Genomic DNA, 16,844 nt, shown 5'->3' with positions numbered 1-16,844 from the left:
GCTTTTCATAGGCATCTTCCAGGGAAGCTCCGTATGGATAAAGTACCTGCGCCCAACCTGTGATTCCTGGTTTGACTAAATAGCGCATTTCATAATAAGGAATTGCTTCTTTGAGCTTGACATCAAACTCTGGCCTCTCTGGACGAGGACCAATCAGGCTCATTTCTCCAGATAACACATTCCAAATCTGAGGTAGTTCGTCAATTCGCAAAACTCGTAGCCAATATCCCACCCTGGTAATGCGTGGATCTCGTTGAATTGCCCATTGTGCGCCCTTCTTTTCAGCATCCTGAGACATGGAACGGAACTTGTAAACCCGAAATGGTTTACCGTATAATCCTGTTCGTAATTGGCTATAGAAAATTGGACCTGGACTATCTAACTTAATGATTATACCAACAATGACCATGAGTGGCAGTAGCAGCACAGATAATACTCCAGTCAGCATTATATCTGTAAACCGCTTGATTTTGAGACTAAAACCACAAAATACCAGGTTAAAGCCACTACTAAAAGCAAACCACTCATCTTCAAGTAGAGAGGAGGGAAGTTTGTAGCATAAAGTTTCCCAAATATCGGGCAACTGGTAAACAGGGATGCCTTTTAGTCGTAGTTGCATTAAACTTTGCACTTGTACATCAGAGAGACTGATTTTTGTCCCTACTACCACCCCTAATAAGGGTTGCTGACTCCAATCAGATAGGTCGCTGAGGCAGCCTTCATGACTTAGTTGGGGTTCTATTTCTGCTAATTCAGGCAGTTGTTGGCCATTTTCAGTCAGGATAACTAATCTTCCCAAGGGATTCCGTGTTAAGAACATTTGGGCAAACTTTATCGCATGATTGCCAGATCCTAGCATTAACCAACGACCCTGGTGGGACTTTGATCGCCACCAATTGAATGCCAATAGTCTTAATATGATTGCCCAGATTGTAAATATTCCCAGATTAACTAGCAATATACCCCTCATCCCTCCTGAATCCTGTTCCCAACTCTCCGATAGATAAATTACCAATGAAGTGATGAGGGTAATTATTCCACTACTGATGAGAATGCGATTTGGAGCTTGTAAACCTGCAATTTCTTTCTCTGGATGGTATGTATCTGACAAATACATCCCTGTTAAAACCAGTAAGATAAATCCGCAGACAAATGGGTCAAATCCTGTCAATGGATTATTTAACGTCCAGTAAGAAGTAAGTCCCAAGCAGACAAATAGGCCAAGGACATCCCCCACCACCAGGAATAGAGATATAAATCGTGGGAGTTTTACTAACTGAATGCTGCTGCTGCCTCTATTAGTCTCAAATCCTATCTCTAACATAAGTATTTTTTTGAAGTTGCTTGTAAAAAAATGAACTTGTAAACAATAGCTTCGCCAAATTGAAAAAAGCTTTAATTCATAAATACCTTGTCAAAATTGTAAGAAGCCTTAATTTGTAGGTTAGGTTGTTTACTTTTGCGTTGCAGAGCAATCACCATGAAACATAACATGAGCATTGTGTTGCGCTGTTGCTTTGTAAAATATTCAGCCCCATACTTTCACAATTCTTCCCGGATGGATACAATTTAAATAGACTGCGGGATTTTGCGACAGTTAGTGGGTGAATTCTAAATAGATATACCCAACACTAAATATTTAATCACAGCAGATACTAAAATGTAAAGTTTCTCACTGCTGAAGTTGAGACTAAGCGGTACAAAGACGATACAGCAAGGCTGAGTTAATGGGAGACTTACCAACCCAACCCGCATTTGAAAGTAGGGTTTATTGGCAGATGGGAATATTGACAGCTAATCAAATGTCTTTTGTGGCTACAGATGTTTGATTTTATTTTTGGGGGGGCATTTTTTCGAGTAATTATGGATAGCAACAGCGAGATTACGGAATGTGACATAAGATTAAATTCAGTGATTGCTTTGATATGGCGATCGCATCCTGAATCATCTTAATCCCAAATCTCCGCATTGCCCATACTGAAAAGTAAGCAAAAAAGACACCTTATGCCGAGTATTCCTAAAAACCTCCTCGATTTCACTCAAACTCCCCACAGCGGCTATCATTGGGACTGTAGCCATCGTCGTTTCTTTGAAGGCTGGTATTACCGCGTCACACTGCCCGAAATTAAGCAAACTATCGCCTTCATGTACTCTATCGAAGATCCCAGCGGTAATCAGCCCTACAGCGGCGGTGCAGCCCAAATCCTGGGCATAAATGATGAATATCTTTGTCGCACCTTTCCCGATGTCAATAAATTTTGGGCGAGTCGGGATGTTTTAGGATTAGGACATTGGGGAAAAACCAACTTACAAGTTTCCCCAATGTATCTTATCCCCAGTGAATTTACACACCATATTCAAGAAGGTTATCAAGCCACAGCCACCTTAAATCAAGGCATAATTACAGATCCTGCCACTGGTAATTATTGCCGATGGGAATACGAAATTAAACCCGTATACGCATGGGGAAATCAAAATAGTCTTCAGCAATCAACCGCTGGTTGGCTATCATTTTCGCAGATATTTGAACCCGGCTGGCAAATTTTAATGGCTCACGGTTTAGCCAGTGGTTGGATTGATTGGCATGGTAAAATTTATGAATTTACAAATGCTCCAGCATACGCAGAAAAAAATTGGGGTGGTGCTTTTCCCCAAAAATGGTTTTGGCTAAATTGCAATTCTTTTATTAATCAACCCGATTTAGCTTTAACAGCCGGTGGCGGTAAACGTGGTGTATTATGGTGGATGGAATCAGTGGCGATGATTGGTATCCACCACCAAGGCAAATTTTATGAATTTGTTCCTTGGAATTCAGAAGTAAAATGGCAAATTCAGCCCTGGGGTAGATGGCAAATGCAAGCTAAAAACCTAAATTACGAAATTGAACTGACAGGAACTACCCAGTTACCAGGTACATCTCTCCGCGCACCGACAAGCAATGGTTTAAAGTTTTGTTGTCGGGATACTATGCAAGGGGAGCTAAATTTAGAATTGCGAGAACTTAATGGCAGCAAATCTCAAGTTATCCTCAATGCCAGTAGTAATCTGTGCGGTTTAGAAGTTGGTGGTGATGATTGGGATAATTACTGGCAGTCTCACTAAAAATACTGCTATGATAATATTTGGTTCATTATTGGGGTTGTAGCTCAGTTGGATAGAGCGAGCGCCTCCTAAGCGCTAGGCCGTGCGTTCGATCCGCACCAATCCCATTTGTATTTGTCATGTAGCTGCACTTTAAATTAAAGCGCAACTACATTTTGTTTTTGTTTCGCGCAGAGACGCAAAGGAGCAAAGACGCAAAGGAAGAGGTATATCTATTTACGGTGTAAATACTTGACACTCTCAGCGGCTTTAGCCGCTGAGATTCTTAAGAGATTTTTACTCGTAAAGGCTGTGCCAAACAGCCACTAGACACTCCGCTTAAAGCATTGTGCTTACTTTTTCACAAGAATGCGATTATCCTAGCGAAAAATATGGAGGCTGTCAAGATGCACCAAAAACCACAGCGGTTAAAACCGTGGTCAGTGAGCAGTTCGGCAAGCTCACTGTAACACTTGTCGAACTGCCCGTGTCGTGGCTGGTGAGCTGCGTCGATAGCGTAGCGTGGCGTTAGCCATACCATCCCTCTCAGGTCTAAAGACACGCTCGTTTCCCACTTACCGCGAGGTCTTATGAAAAATGCTGTCGGTTTACGCCAATTTAGCGTGAGCAGCTAAAATGATTCTTTCTGTTTCTTGCCAATTGATACATTTATCTGTTACGGAAACACCATATTGCAAGTCTTCTCGTTTTCCGGTTATCGGTTGGCTACCTTCGTACAAGTTCGATTCTAGCATCATGCCGACGATGGAATTATTGCCATCTATTATTTGCTGAATAATATTTTCAAAGACTATGGATTGTAATCTATAATCTTTGTTGGTATTACCATGACTACAATCAACAACTATTCTTGGTGATAAGTTGGCTGCTTTTAATTGTTCTTCTACTAGTTTAATGTTCTCTGCATCAAAATTAGGCTGAGTTCCTCCACGCAAGATTACATGGCCATGAGCATTTCCTTTAGTTTGAAATACACTCACTTGTCCTTTTTGATTGATACCCAGGAAATGATGGGGTGTGTTCGCTGATTTAAGCGCATTTACTGCAACTTGAATATTCCCGTCTGTACCATTTTTAAATCCCACCGGCATAGATAAACCACTGGCCATTTCTCGGTGTGTTTGCGATTCGGTGGTTCTTGCGCCAATTGCTGACCAAGATACCAATTCACTGATATATTGAGGGATGATGGGATCAAGTGCTTCTGTGGCAGTTGGTAATCCTAACTCTGTCAACTTTAATAGTAAGTTCCTGGCAATTGAAATTCCTTCTTCTACATGAAAAGAATCATCCATTTTTGGATCATTAATTAATCCTTTCCAGCCTACTGTAGTTCGGGGTTTTTCAAAATAAACCCGCATAATTAGCAGCAGTTTATCCTGAACTTTTTCGGCTAGACCTAGCAAGTTTTCTCCATATTCTATGGCTGCTTTTGGATCATGAATTGAACAAGGACCGACGACAATGAATTTACGTCGGTCTTGAAAATCTAGAATATGTTCTATTTCTTGTCTGAATTTTAAAATTGTATTTTCAGCAGTTTTCGTTAAAGGTAATTTTGCCTTCACTTCATTAGGAGTTGGTAAAACATGAGAACTCTTAATGTTAGTGTTAATTAATTTGTGGATCATAGCAGAAATCTCTGGATTTGTGTTATACGGTAGTAATTCTCAAATATCTGTGAAAACGTTTCTTGTTCTCTTTAAGCCTAAAGTAGTTTGTTAAAAAAACAAGTTGCACAAATTTAGATCAGATTACTCTATGCAAGGGTTGAATATATTAATATACACAGTTTTTCAGAAAAATACAAGATAAGTCCGTGTTATTTCCATAACATTTGGACATAAAACAATAATTTAATCCAGAAATTTAGATAAAAAGCTCCTGTCCCCAACCTTAGAGAAGCAGGGGATATTTTTGGAAAATTACTAAATATAGTAACTTTACTCAATTTTACCAGTGGTTATTAACATATAACTTAATAACCAATTTGCTGATGTGGCTCTGCGAGTTTGTCGCGGACTAAATTCACCGATTTTGTAACCTTTAAAACCGAGTTTTTCTTTGAGAGCCTGTTTATTTTCTGGAGGAATAGAACGAGTCAATTTCATAATTGCTGGACGAGAATCAATAAAATCCGGTGGTTGTGGATATTCATCTCTCCAGGTTGGTGCTACTTCACTATTAGTCCATGTGTCTGTAATGGGATTATAGCGATAACCCAGGTGATACCATAATAATTTTTTTACAGTATCATCATCGATTTTATCATTAATGATTGCCCAAATTGTTTCTGTATTTAGTGGGGGAAGATTAGACATAATTTTGAGAAAACAGGGAACAGGTAACAGATGATAATTTTACCAATTACCAGCCCTTGCAGATATAATCAGTGTTCAAACCCACAAAGTATTACTTAGCAAAGGTACGCTTAACTTCAATAGCATCATTATAAGCAAGACATCCTTCTAATACTGTACTTCCTTGCTTGTACTCAATTGTTTTAGTTTTAAGTTCTGCTAATACATGAGCAGAACTTAACAACACTAGCGCAGTGTCAGCAAAACAGAAAGTCAAAATTTCATAACTTTATTAAGTATTCAAAATTGATTATGGTGAATTATCACCACAAAACTCGACAAAATAAAAGTCATTATTTTGAAAATAATTGCTACAATTCTGCTTTTAGCTTCTGGATGATGTATCTCAGTTATCAAACAGGAATTCAGTTGTTAAAAGTTGCAGGAGGATGGTTTACGCCACACTACGCTACGCTATCAAAATGAACTTTTTTGTATAACTGGCATAAGAATTGAGGTAGATTCAATTATTTATTGTATAAAACCTTACTTAATTGCTCATAATCTCCTAACTTCTGTATTCTGTTTAGTAAGATTGCCATTCTAGCAATGCGAAATTTTGTCGTAACGCTAAATTATTAGTTATATAAAGAAAAATCAATCGTTGTTCCCAATTAATTCATCGGCTATTAGCTCATTACCATGCGTGCAACTGCTACTATTTATCAGAATCCCCTACTTCAAAGCTCTGGTTTACCCGCATTTGCGGCTATTAAATCGGAGCAAGTCGAACCAGCTTTTAGTTATCTGTTAGGAGAACTTGAAAAGCAATTAACTGACTTAGAGGCAAATATAGAGCCTACTTGGAGCGGCTTAGTAGAACCTCTAGAAAAATTGACAGAACGGCTAAATTGGAGTTGGGGAATCCTAAATCATTTAATGGGTGTAAAAAATAGTCCAGAACTACGTATTGCCTATGAAAAGGTACAGCCGCAAGTAGTTCAGTTTATGAATATCCTGGGACAAAGCAAACCTATTTATAATGCTTTTAAAGCAATTCGCCATAGTCCTACCTGGGAAACTTTAAATTCAGCCCAACAGAGAATTATCAAAGCGGCAATTCGAGATGCAGAATTGTCTGGTGTTGGTTTAGAAGGAAAAGACAGAGAACGGTTTAATAATATCCAAATGGAATTAGCAGAACTAGCGACTAGATTTGCTAATCACGTTCTAGATGCCACTAAAGGCTTTATTTTAATTCTCACCACCCACCATGACATTGATGGCTTACCAAGTAGCTTGTTGAGTCTTGCAGCCCAAGCTGCGCGGGCGGCTGGAGAGGAAAATGCTACACCAGAACATGGACCGTGGCATATTACTTTAGATTTTCCTAGCTATTTCCCGTTCATGCAGCACAGTACCCGGCGGGATTTACGGGAAAAAATCTATAAGGCTTATATTACCAGGGCATCTTCTGGGGAATTAGATAATAATCCTTTGATTATCCGTATTTTAGAGTTAAGAAAAGAACTAGCTCAATTAATTGGCTTTGAGACTTTTGCTGAACTGAGTTTGGCTAGTAAGATGGCCAAAGATGTTGCCTCTGTCGAAAAACTATTAGAAGAACTCCGTCAAGCTAGTTATCATGCTGCTGCCAAAGATTTAGAAAAACTCAAGGCCTTTGCTAAAGCTAAGGGAGCAGCAGAAGCTGAAAATTTACAACATTGGGATATTAGCTTTTGGGCTGAACGGCAACGGGAAGAAAAATTTGCTTTTACTGCAGAAGAATTACTGCCCTATTTTCCCCTCCCTCAAGTCCTAGATGGGCTATTTGGGCTAGTAAAAAGGCTTTTTGGGGTGACGGTGACACCGGCTGATGGCCAAGCCCCAATATGGCATGAGGATGTGCGTTATTTCCAAATTGCTGATAAATATGGTGAACCTATTGCTTATTTTTACTTAGATGCTTACAGCCGTCCCGCAGAAAAGCGGGGTGGGGCTTGGATGGATGCTTGCATTCACCGGAGGAAAGTTACAGAAAATGATTTGACTACTATCCGTCTACCTGTAGCTTATTTGATTTGTAACCAAACTCCCCCTGTGGATGGGAATCCGAGTTTGATGGCTTTTGATGAGGTGGAGACACTGTTCCATGAATTTGGCCATGGCTTACATCATATGCTGACTAAGGTGGATTATCTGGGAGCAGCAGGTATTAATAATGTTGAGTGGGATGCTGTGGAATTACCGAGCCAATTTATGGAAAACTGGTGCTATGACCGCCAAACCTTGTTTGGTATGGCTAAACATTATCAAACAGGGGAATCATTACCAGAGCATTATTACCAAAAATTGTTGGCAGCACGTAATTACATGAGCGGTTCAACTATGTTGCGGCAACTAGATTTTAGTAGTGTTGATTTGGAATTACACTACCGCTATTCTCCCAATAGTCAGGAAACCGTGACAGATCTGCGACACCGCATTGCTAAGTTAACAACTGTATTACCACCATTGCCGGAGGATGCGTTTCTATGTGCTTTCGGTCATATTTTTGAAGGGGGTTATGCAGCCGGATACTATAGTTATAAGTGGGCTGAGGTTCTCAGTGCTGATGTTTTTGCTGCTTTTGAAGAAGCGGGCTTAGAAGATGAAGCCGCAATCCATGCCATTGGCAGACGTTACCGAGATACGGTTTTAGCACTAGGTGGCAGTCAGCATCCCATGGATGTCTTTAAAACCTTCCGGGGACGAGAACCCAGTACCAAGGCTTTACTTAAGCACAATGGACTGCTGACTACTGTGTAAGTTAGCAATTACAGGGTTGAGGAAATGAGGAGAATATTTATATTGTCTCTTGTCTCTTGTAGATTTAAATGACAATTTCTTCCCGTTGGCAATCAAAGAAAAGTTCAAAAACAGTATCAGGAATCATCTGACGGATGTGTTGAATATAGCCTTCGGCATCAGAACGACTGCGAAACCGGGAAACAATAACTTTTTCCCGTTCGCTAACGATACGGGCTACAGCCCAACCATTCAGCCTTTTTTTGTAGGCGTTATCTTCTCTTGCCGCAGGAATTGTGAGATCTTCTGAAGTGCTATTTTTGTAATCCGTATTTTGTGGCATGATTATTTTATGCATAAGAACTTGAGTGAAGGGCGTTAGTATGTCTCTTAACCAAAGATTTACTAGCGTCTTTTATTGATGATGCCACCTTGTTATTACATATTTTAAAAATTGTCAATACTTGGTGCAACAACTTATTTTCTGACAATCTTTGGTTTTATTTAATTCGGACTAATATATACTGTATTAGTTCAGTATTTAAACTTAAATAGAAACAAGAGATATTGGTATAGGTTATACCAATATTCAATTATTTGAGATCATCTTGCAAAATAAAAATGTCAATCACATCAATCATCCAAAAAGTAGCATTACAAATAGGGGCTGTAGTTTTACTTGAACCAGAATATAAATTAGTTGGGCATATTACTTTTAAAAACGGGAAAAGATCAGTTTTTAGTTATGCCAAATTGAATATTAACGGTCTTGCTTCAGCCGAGTTGGTCAAAGATAAAGCCTATAGTAATTTTTTCCTCAAGCAGCTTGGATATCGAGTAACGGAGGGTAAGACATTTTTTACTGATCAGTTATGTGCGAAAATAGCTCATCCTAGAAATATTCATGATGGATTTAATTATGCACAATCAATCGGATTTCCAGTAATTGTTAAACCTCTGAATCTTAGTCAAGGCATTTTGGTGACTAAGGTATATAATCAGGCAGAATATTATGATGTAGCTCATAAAATCTTTGAAATTAAATCAGGATTGATTGTAGAAAAGTTTTATAGTGGTAATGACTATAGAATTGTTGTTTTGGATGATGAGGTGATTACCGCTTATCAAAGAATTCCCTTATTTGTTGTTGGTGATGGTATATCTAATGTTTTAGAGTTACTTCAACAAAAACAGGAAAAATTTTTGAACATGGGGAGAAAAAATGTGATTAAATTTGATGATTTTCGCATTTCCCAAAAATTAAAAACGCAAAATATTGATTGGAATAGTGTGATTCCTCATAATAATATTATCTATCTTTTGGATAGTGCTAATTTATCCAGTGGAGGTGAAGCGGTAGATTTTTCTGAAAGGATTCATCCTGATTTTCAAAAATTAGCAATTAACATTACTAAAGATATGGGATTAAGATTAACAGGGGTGGATATACTCACCCATGATATAACTATGCCGATGGTAGATTATACGCTCATTGAAGTCAATGGTTCTCCTGGTTTAAATCACTATGCTGCTAGTGGTGAAGTAGCAGCAAAAAGGGTGGAAGAGTTTTATCTGAAAATTCTCCAAGTCTTAGAGAATGATAGTTAGGGCTGGCTGAAAAAAGCAATAGGAGTGAAAAATTGCTGGAGTTTCCATCAGATTAATCCCTATTTAAAGCGTAGGTGGGTTGGCAAAAGAATACATTAAATCAGCCTCGATTAATATAGATACCCGACTTCTTAAAGAAGTCGGGTATCTGTTTATATTGAAAGTAAAAAATAAAAGGGACATAATTGCTGCAATTATGTATCCTAAATAAGACATAAATACCTCCTTTTCTCTACCTCTGTGTCCTCTGTGTCCTCTGTGGTTCGTTCCAAAAAATCCCTTCACAAACCAGGGAGAATAGCTCCAAAAACGCAAAATCTGGAAATTCAGTTTAATTCGCAGGTTATACGATTTAGGCTTACAAGAGCAAGATATTCGTAACCTGTATCGCTTTATAGACTGGGTGATGATTTTACCAAAACCATTGGAAAATCAATTGTGGTCGGAGTATAAAAAATTCGAGCAGGAGCGAACTATGAGATATATTACCACTGGTGAGCGCATAGGTTACGAGCGGGGAATAGAAGAAGGTAGACAGGAAGGAGAACGGTTGGTTATTTTAAAACTGCTTAAAAGGCGATTGGGTGAATTATCACCGGAAACAACACAGCGGATTCAATCTCTTTCTGTTAATCAGTTAGAAAATTTAAGCGAGGCTTTACTAGATTTTAGCAGTATGGCGGATTTACTTAATTGGTTGCAATTAAATTAATCCTCTTGTTGAAATCTTCAAATATATGTAAGCTAGATTAGCAATAAAGTACATAAAATAAGTCTTGATTAGAATAGATGCCTGACTTCTTAAATAAGTCGGGCATTTGTTTGTATTTAATTTAATAGGCAAAAGTGACAAAATTGCAGCAATTATGTCCCTTTTTTTGGCTATTTTTAGTCCGTAATTGTCTACTTTTTAGTGATATTTTCAACCTAAAAAGGCAATTTTACGGATATTTGTGCGTGAAATGCTGTTATCATCAAGCTATTGAAAGTGACAAAACTGAAACAATTATGTCACTTTTATTTTGTCTAAGTCTCTAGACAGAGGTTTTTATTTTTAATAGGATGTAATGGAGGGAAACGAAAAAGTACAACGTTTCCGGTTTTCTAGATTTTTTGACTTTTTAAAACCAAGGAGAATACGAAGATGAAGATGGCTAAGATTAAAATTCTTGACCTGGAAGTAAAAAAAATTGTTCAACTGACTAGCGACGAACAATATTTAATTCAAGGTGGCTGTAGCTGTCCTTGGTGGTGGCCGCCGTGCTGGTGGTAATGAATTGGTTAGGATGAGTCTGTAACGCACCAATCCTCGTTCCCAGTCTCCGACTGGGAATGCTACCTAGAGGCTCTGCCTCCATGGCTTAGTATTAATGAAGGCAGAGCCTTCCGTAATTCATTCCCATACAGAGTATGGGAACGAGGGAAACAAGGGAGGACTAAGGGGGGTAATTCGATAAATTTTCTACAGTTTTACTCCTCCTTGTTGCAATTTTTTAAATGGGTCAAGTAGAAAATCAATAATTCGTCGCTGACGGACAATTACCTCAGCGGTTGCTGTATCCCCTGGACGCAAAGGAATACATTTATTAGCAGCGGGAATACAACTTTTTTTGAGAGAAATTTCTAAGTTATAAGCGGCTACTTTGCCATTGGCTGTATCTATCTCTATCGTATTAGGAGAAATTTTAATTAACTCTCCTGAGATAATACCATAATCCTGAAACGGATAAGCATCAAATTTGAGCTTTACTGGTAATCCTAACCGCAAAAAACCACTATCTGTAGTTGCCATTTGCGCTCGAATTATTAAGGGTGAATTATCTTGAGCAATTTCGGCAACCATTGTCCCTACTTGCACAACTGAACCAGGTTTTTGAATTGGTAATTGAAATAATATCCCATTGACAGAAGCTTTAATTTCTCGCTGTCCTAACTGAAATTTTAAGGCATCAATTTGGCGTTTAGTTTGAGAAATATCTGATTTGAGAGAACTAATATCTGTGTCTAAACTTTTCTGTTGTTCGGCGATTTTTAACACCGCTGACTGACCAGAAAGGGTTAAAGTTTGATAGCTTCTTTGCTGTTCTCCCAGTCGCAATTTAGCCTGTTCAATATCGGCAGTAGCTTGGCGTAAATTTCGCCCATAACTACTTTGTTGTTCTGCTAAACGTAACTTAGCTTGTTGAACATCTGATTGGCTTTGTGCATACAATTTTTGCTTTTCCTTAGCGATATCTTGCTTGTCTACTAAATTAATTTCTGGAATTACTCCTTGTTGTCTGAGTTGACTATAGCGTTTTACTTCTCGCTGACTACTTAATAAACTACTCTCCGCTAATTGATTAGTAGTTTGACTATTAATTAGGGTTTGTCGCGCTTGATTAAGTTGAGATAATCTTTCTTCTTTCTGAAATTGATAGGCATTTTTCAGGGTATTAATATTCTGTTGCGCTTGATCAATTTGTGCTTGTTTCTCTAATTGTTGAGATTGATTTTGTTGTTGTTGGGTTGCTAAGGAGACAATTAACTGATTTTTGGAGGATTTTAACTGAGAAATTCGGTTTAATTGTCCTTCCAATTTATCTTGAACTTGACGTAATTCTGATTTGACTAATGCCGATTCTAATAATAATAGAGTTTGTCCGGCTTTGACTGTTTCACCTTCTTTAACTTGAATTTCCGCAACTGTTCCCCCTACAGCGGCATCTAATTTCACGGTTTTATCTTTAGGTTCAATACGTCCTCTTCCTGTACCGGTTTCATCTACTTTAGATAGTAAAGACCAAGGTAAAACTATGGAGACAATGAAGACTAAAAGATATAATAGTCCCCGCGTCCAAACCTGGGGTAAACTATCAAGTGATTCTTTAGTAATTTCCGACCAATCTTCATTGGTAATTTCTGGTAATTCTGGTGATAAGATATCATCAGATTTTGTGATATTCCCATTTAATGTACTTGTCATAATGCACCTTGATGAAGAATTTTTTTGAGAAATGAAACCCAACTAAGTAAGTAGGAGAACTCCACAAAAAAAATGATCCAATGGTATCTTGCCCGTCCTTGTATTATTAGCGGGCAAGATGCCCGCACTACAAGAAATTTTGGGATATTTTTTAAATTGGAAGTCTCTAGACGAAAATAAATCAAAGTAGATTAAGTAATGTAAAAAATCTGGAGATGATTTCGTAGTGAGGGCTTCAGCCCTCAAATGAGGAATAAATTCCTCACTACAAACTTTGAATTATTCAAGCCGTTCTACTTATAATCATTAATTCTTTCTACTGCAATCACAACTTCCTGCAATTCATTCCATAAGACAATTAACCGTTGGAAGGGGCGAATAATATTACCCAGCAGCATATTAAATGCTACTAGTTGTCCCACAGTTAACTGATTATGAATTACTAAATATGCCCCAAACCATAATAAAGCTGTGGTAGCTACTGCTTCAATTGTGTTACTGAAAATTTGTAAATTATTGCCGATAACTTGCCCGGAAAAGTTGGTTTTTACCTCTTTATTTAATAACTCTTCCCAATGCCATCTTACTGTTTGTTCTACTGCTGTGGCTTTGACAGTTCTCACACCAGTTAAAGCTTCTATTAAATAACTGCTTTCTTTGTTGACTGCATTGAATATTTCTCTGGAAATCCTTTGTAAAAAAGGTGTGGCAATTAAGGCTAATAAGGCAAAGGGTGGCACAATTATTAAAGCTAATAATGCCATTTTCCAACTGTACCAAAACATCAAGCCCACATAGATAAAGACAGTGAATAAATCCAGGAGAATTGATAATGCTTCACCCGATAAAAAGCGTTGAATTTTGCGGTTTTCCTGCACGCGAGAAATAATATCCCCCACATAACGAGTCTCGAAAAAACTCAGGGGTAAACGCAATGTATGACGAATAAAACCGACAATTAATGCTAAGTCTATCCGATTAGCTATATGATCTAAAAGATATTGCCTTAAACCAGTCATAGCCACCCGAAAAAGGCTAAAAATCAACAATCCTATTCCTACTGCTGTCAGGGTCAGTTCTGACCGTTGTACCACTACCCGATCTAAAATTAATTGGGTAAATAGGGGGGTAATTAAGCCAAATATCTGGATGAATATGGAAGCGATAAATACTTCCAACATGACTACAGAATGGGGTTTTATTAACTCAAAAAATTGCCAAAAAGGTGTAGATGTCTCTTTCGTTTCTTTGAGCATTGCTGTCGGTTGTAACAACAATGTATAACCAGTCCAGTCGTTGTTAAATTCCTCATGGGTGAGGGTGCGTTGACCAATAGCAGGGTCTGCCACAATTACATATTTAGGGGTAATTTCGTAGACCACTATGTAATGTTTGCCTTCCCAGTGAACAATAGCAGGTAATTTTTGCTTTCCTAACTGCTTTAAACTAGCTTTGACAGGTCTAGTGGCAAAACCTAGACTTTCTGCTGCTGTTAATAACCCTCGCAAGGATGCACCATTGCGGTCTACATTGGCAATATCACGCAAGCGATTTACACTAAAACGTTTCCCCCAATACCTGGACACCATGACTAAACAAGCTGCTCCGCAGTCAGAACCACTCTGTTGGGCAAAGAATGGATAGCGCCCCATTACCTTTTGCCATAAATGCCCCACCCGTTCTCTGGGACTGGGAAAATAGGCTTTACTAATTTTTGATTCTGAGGTCAAATAGGGGGTTGAATCTGAATTGTCGTTCTCTGGAGAGCTTGGTTTTATGGGTGTATAATCTGTGTTTCTCAGGAGTGAGTATGCTTTCTCCCATAAATGTTCTCGAATTTGGGGATACTTGGCTATTAATGGCAATAGTAACTTTTCTGGCAAGAAGCATAACTGTAAATTTGCTGAAGCTCTGGCTGCATAAGGCTCAAATTTAGATTGGGGAAACAAGGTAAATTCACCGAAAGATGCCCCAGGTTCTAGGGTAGTAATTAATTCGTCTTTATCATCTAATAGTCTGACTTTGCCCGTAATGATAATGTAAATGCCCGGTTCAACATTCTTTCCTGTCCAGAATTTGCCGACTTTAGGGTTGATAGATTGAAGTTCGGGAAGATAGTGATAAAATTCTTCTGCGGTTAGTGAATACCCCAATGTATTGTTGATTTGTTGCAGAGATACTAATTGAGCGGATATATTGTGCGCCATAAATGTCTGAATCTTTTACTGCTTTGTGAAAATTAATAGGTATAATTTCTGAGGAATCGGTGGTATTTGCTTTTTTGAGGTCAGCAATTGATATTTTGGGTTCTGTAGCTGATTTTGGGCTATTTTGTCCATCATGACTGGGTTTCGGTCGAGTGGATAAGCCCATTTGTTTGAGAAGTCGCTTAAAGTGGCGATCGCTCACTTCAAAGCCAAATTCTTCGCACAGATGTTTCTGTAACCAATTTAATGTCCAGTGTTGAGAGCCATAACCATAATCACGAGGATTACTGTAAAATAATTCTTTTAATCGTTGTAAGTATTCATTACTAACTAATTTAGGGCGACCAATCGGACAATCTTGCCATTGATGCGCCATTCCCTGACGAGCTATGTGTATCCAATGTCTAGCGGTTGCGGGACAACACCCCAAAATTTGACAAATTTCTGCTTGAGTTATCCCTTGGTCCGCTAACAACATAATTTGAATCCGTTGCCGCTGGGATTGAGAGCGATGTTCTTGTAATGATTTTAACAGCATTTGTCGCTGAAAATCTGTTAACAAGTTACTTGAAGAATTGCTCCCCGCTTTATTACTACTTGTCCATTGATATGTATACATAAATGGTTCAATCTCGTAAAAATCAAACTCCGCAAGCATCCTAGTTCCCTCTTAATGAGAGCTTGGCCTTATTTTAGGGATGAAAATAATTTCGCATCCGTTTAATACCTTTGTAGAGACTTTACATGGGTAGAGATTCTCGGCTCTACCTCCAAAAATCATCCGCCAATATGGCTACACCACGTAGGCTATCTGCAACGCCAAAAATTAAAGCATCTTTTTAGCCTTTAATAAATCACCTGGCAGAAAAGCCCCATTTTCAGTAATAATGGCGGTAATTAAATCAGCAGGTGTGACATCAAAAGCCGGGTTATAAAATTCCACTCCTGGAGGGGTGAGGATAGTTTCACCTATTTGATATATTTCTGCTGGGTGACGTTCTTCAATGGGAATTTGACTACCATCAATTAATTCAAAATCTACTGTAGATAAGGGTGCAGCGACAAAGAAGGGAATATTATGAGCTTTGGCGACAATAGCTAAACTATAAGTTCCGATTTTATTGGCAGTGTCACCATTAGCAGCAATTCTATCAGCACCCACAACTACAGCATCAATTAAACCTTGTTTCATGCAGTGGGCAGCCATATTATCGGTAATTACTGTCACTGGAATGCCTTCTTGGACACATTCCCACGCGGTGAGTTTTGCACCTTGTAACCGGGGACGGGTTTCGTCAGCAAATACCCTGGCTAAACGTCCTTCTTTCCACGCAGAACGGACTACACCTAATGCTGTCCCATAACCGGCAGTGGCTAATGCCCCAGCGTTGCAATGAGTGAGTATAATTAGTTGGTCTGGGGTTTGCGGTAATGCTGCCAAACCATGATCACCTATAGCTTGACAGGTTTGTAGATCTTCGGCATTGATCTTTTGGGCAGTTTCTAAAAGAACTTGTTTAATTTCGGCGACTGTTCCCACGGTTTCATAAGCCGTTTTCATCATTCTACCAATAGCCCAAAACAAATTTACCGCAGTGGGACGGGTAGAACGCAACAAATTAGCGACTGTTTCCAGTTTAGTCAAAAACTCTTGGATTTCGCTTGTTTCAATTTCCCTTGCACCTAAATACATTCCATAGGCCGCAGCCACTCCTATCGCCGGCGCACCTCTCACAATCATGGTTGTAATGGCTTGTGCCATATCTTCACTGCGGTGAATCTCCACCACTGTATATTCATTAGGTAAGCGAGTTTGATCAATGAGTGATACTGAATTATTGCGCCAAATAACGGGATAAACCATATTGTTAGTTG

The 16,844-nt window shown here is 38.7% G+C and carries 11 protein-coding genes, 1 tRNA gene and 2 pseudogenes; 6 read left to right on the top strand and 8 right to left on the bottom strand.

Going from position 1 to position 16,844, the window contains the following annotated elements; all coding sequences use genetic code 11:
* The coding region (locus FJR08_RS21115; RefSeq protein ID WP_254435818.1) for a sugar transferase at positions 1 to 1,324 on the bottom strand (1,324 nt) is incomplete at its 3' end.
* Positions 1,325 to 2,004: 680 nt separating this feature from the next.
* Here FJR08_RS21115 and FJR08_RS21110 point away from each other — a divergent pair.
* The gene (locus FJR08_RS21110; protein WP_168634460.1) at positions 2,005 to 3,102 is read left to right on the top strand and encodes a tocopherol cyclase family protein; all 1,098 of its coding nucleotides are present in this window, start codon (positions 2,005 to 2,007) and stop codon (positions 3,100 to 3,102) included.
* 33 nt (positions 3,103 to 3,135) lie between these two features.
* Positions 3,136 to 3,209: transfer RNA gene (locus tag FJR08_RS21105), tRNA-Arg, on the top strand.
* 480 nt (positions 3,210 to 3,689) lie between these two features.
* Here the strand turns inward: FJR08_RS21105 and FJR08_RS21100 are convergent.
* Together FJR08_RS21100 and FJR08_RS21095 are read right to left on the bottom strand one after the other, a co-directional pair.
* Positions 3,690 to 4,733 carry a 3-deoxy-7-phosphoheptulonate synthase gene (locus tag FJR08_RS21100; protein ID WP_015078333.1) on the bottom strand — a complete coding sequence of 348 codons (1,044 nt, stop codon included), beginning with the start codon at positions 4,731 to 4,733 and terminating at the stop codon, positions 3,690 to 3,692.
* A gap of 312 nt (positions 4,734 to 5,045) precedes the next feature.
* Positions 5,046 to 5,423, bottom strand: a complete 378-nt coding sequence (locus tag FJR08_RS21095; RefSeq protein ID WP_168634459.1) for a DUF1823 family protein — start codon at positions 5,421 to 5,423, stop codon at positions 5,046 to 5,048.
* 681 nt (positions 5,424 to 6,104) lie between these two features.
* On the opposite strand from FJR08_RS21095, the gene FJR08_RS21090 reads away from it, so the two are divergent.
* Positions 6,105 to 8,210, top strand: a complete 2,106-nt coding sequence (locus FJR08_RS21090; protein WP_168634458.1) for a M3 family metallopeptidase — start codon at positions 6,105 to 6,107, stop codon at positions 8,208 to 8,210.
* A gap of 64 nt (positions 8,211 to 8,274) precedes the next feature.
* Here the strand turns inward: FJR08_RS21090 and FJR08_RS21085 are convergent, their stop codons facing one another.
* Positions 8,275 to 8,532: a hypothetical protein gene (locus FJR08_RS21085; RefSeq protein WP_148761492.1), complete on the bottom strand. Its 258-nt coding sequence runs from the start codon at positions 8,530 to 8,532 to the stop codon at positions 8,275 to 8,277.
* A 278-nt stretch (positions 8,533 to 8,810) separates the two neighbouring features.
* Between FJR08_RS21085 and FJR08_RS21080 the strand changes: the two genes are divergently transcribed.
* From FJR08_RS21080 to FJR08_RS24090, 3 genes and pseudogenes are all read left to right on the top strand, one after another.
* A complete protein-coding gene (locus FJR08_RS21080) occupies positions 8,811 to 9,797 on the top strand; it encodes an ATP-grasp domain-containing protein (RefSeq protein WP_015078329.1) in 987 nt (328 codons plus the stop codon).
* Positions 9,798 to 10,101: 304 nt separating this feature from the next.
* Positions 10,102 to 10,509 (top strand): annotated as a pseudogene (locus FJR08_RS21075) (DUF4351 domain-containing protein); the annotation flags it as partial.
* A gap of 438 nt (positions 10,510 to 10,947) precedes the next feature.
* A complete protein-coding gene (locus FJR08_RS24090) occupies positions 10,948 to 11,070 on the top strand; it encodes a hypothetical protein (protein WP_256369743.1) in 123 nt (40 codons plus the stop codon).
* A gap of 189 nt (positions 11,071 to 11,259) precedes the next feature.
* Here the strand turns inward: FJR08_RS24090 and FJR08_RS21070 are convergent, their stop codons facing one another.
* The 4 genes and pseudogenes from FJR08_RS21070 to mtnA form a co-directional block, all read right to left on the bottom strand.
* Complete coding sequence (locus tag FJR08_RS21070; protein WP_168634457.1) at positions 11,260 to 12,762, bottom strand: HlyD family efflux transporter periplasmic adaptor subunit; 1,503 nt, start codon at positions 12,760 to 12,762, stop codon at positions 11,260 to 11,262.
* A 302-nt stretch (positions 12,763 to 13,064) separates the two neighbouring features.
* Positions 13,065 to 14,915: pseudogene (locus tag FJR08_RS21065) on the bottom strand (peptidase domain-containing ABC transporter); the annotation flags it as partial.
* Positions 14,848 to 15,627, bottom strand: a complete 780-nt coding sequence (locus tag FJR08_RS21060; RefSeq protein WP_323294551.1) for a helix-turn-helix domain-containing protein — start codon at positions 15,625 to 15,627, stop codon at positions 14,848 to 14,850. The pseudogene FJR08_RS21065 and the gene FJR08_RS21060, both read right to left, overlap by 68 nt.
* A gap of 168 nt (positions 15,628 to 15,795) precedes the next feature.
* Positions 15,796 to 16,833, bottom strand: coding sequence for an S-methyl-5-thioribose-1-phosphate isomerase (gene mtnA / locus FJR08_RS21055; RefSeq protein WP_015078313.1), 1,038 nt, complete (start codon positions 16,831 to 16,833; stop codon positions 15,796 to 15,798).
* Between the last annotated feature and the right edge of the window lie 11 nt (positions 16,834 to 16,844).

Source organism: Dolichospermum sp. UHCC 0260, from assembly GCF_009711985.1.
Taxonomy (GTDB): Bacteria; Cyanobacteriota; Cyanobacteriia; order Cyanobacteriales; family Nostocaceae; genus Dolichospermum; species Dolichospermum lemmermannii.
The sequence above is the reverse complement of the archived record's forward strand: the minus strand, read 5'-3'. Positions and strand labels throughout refer to the sequence as shown.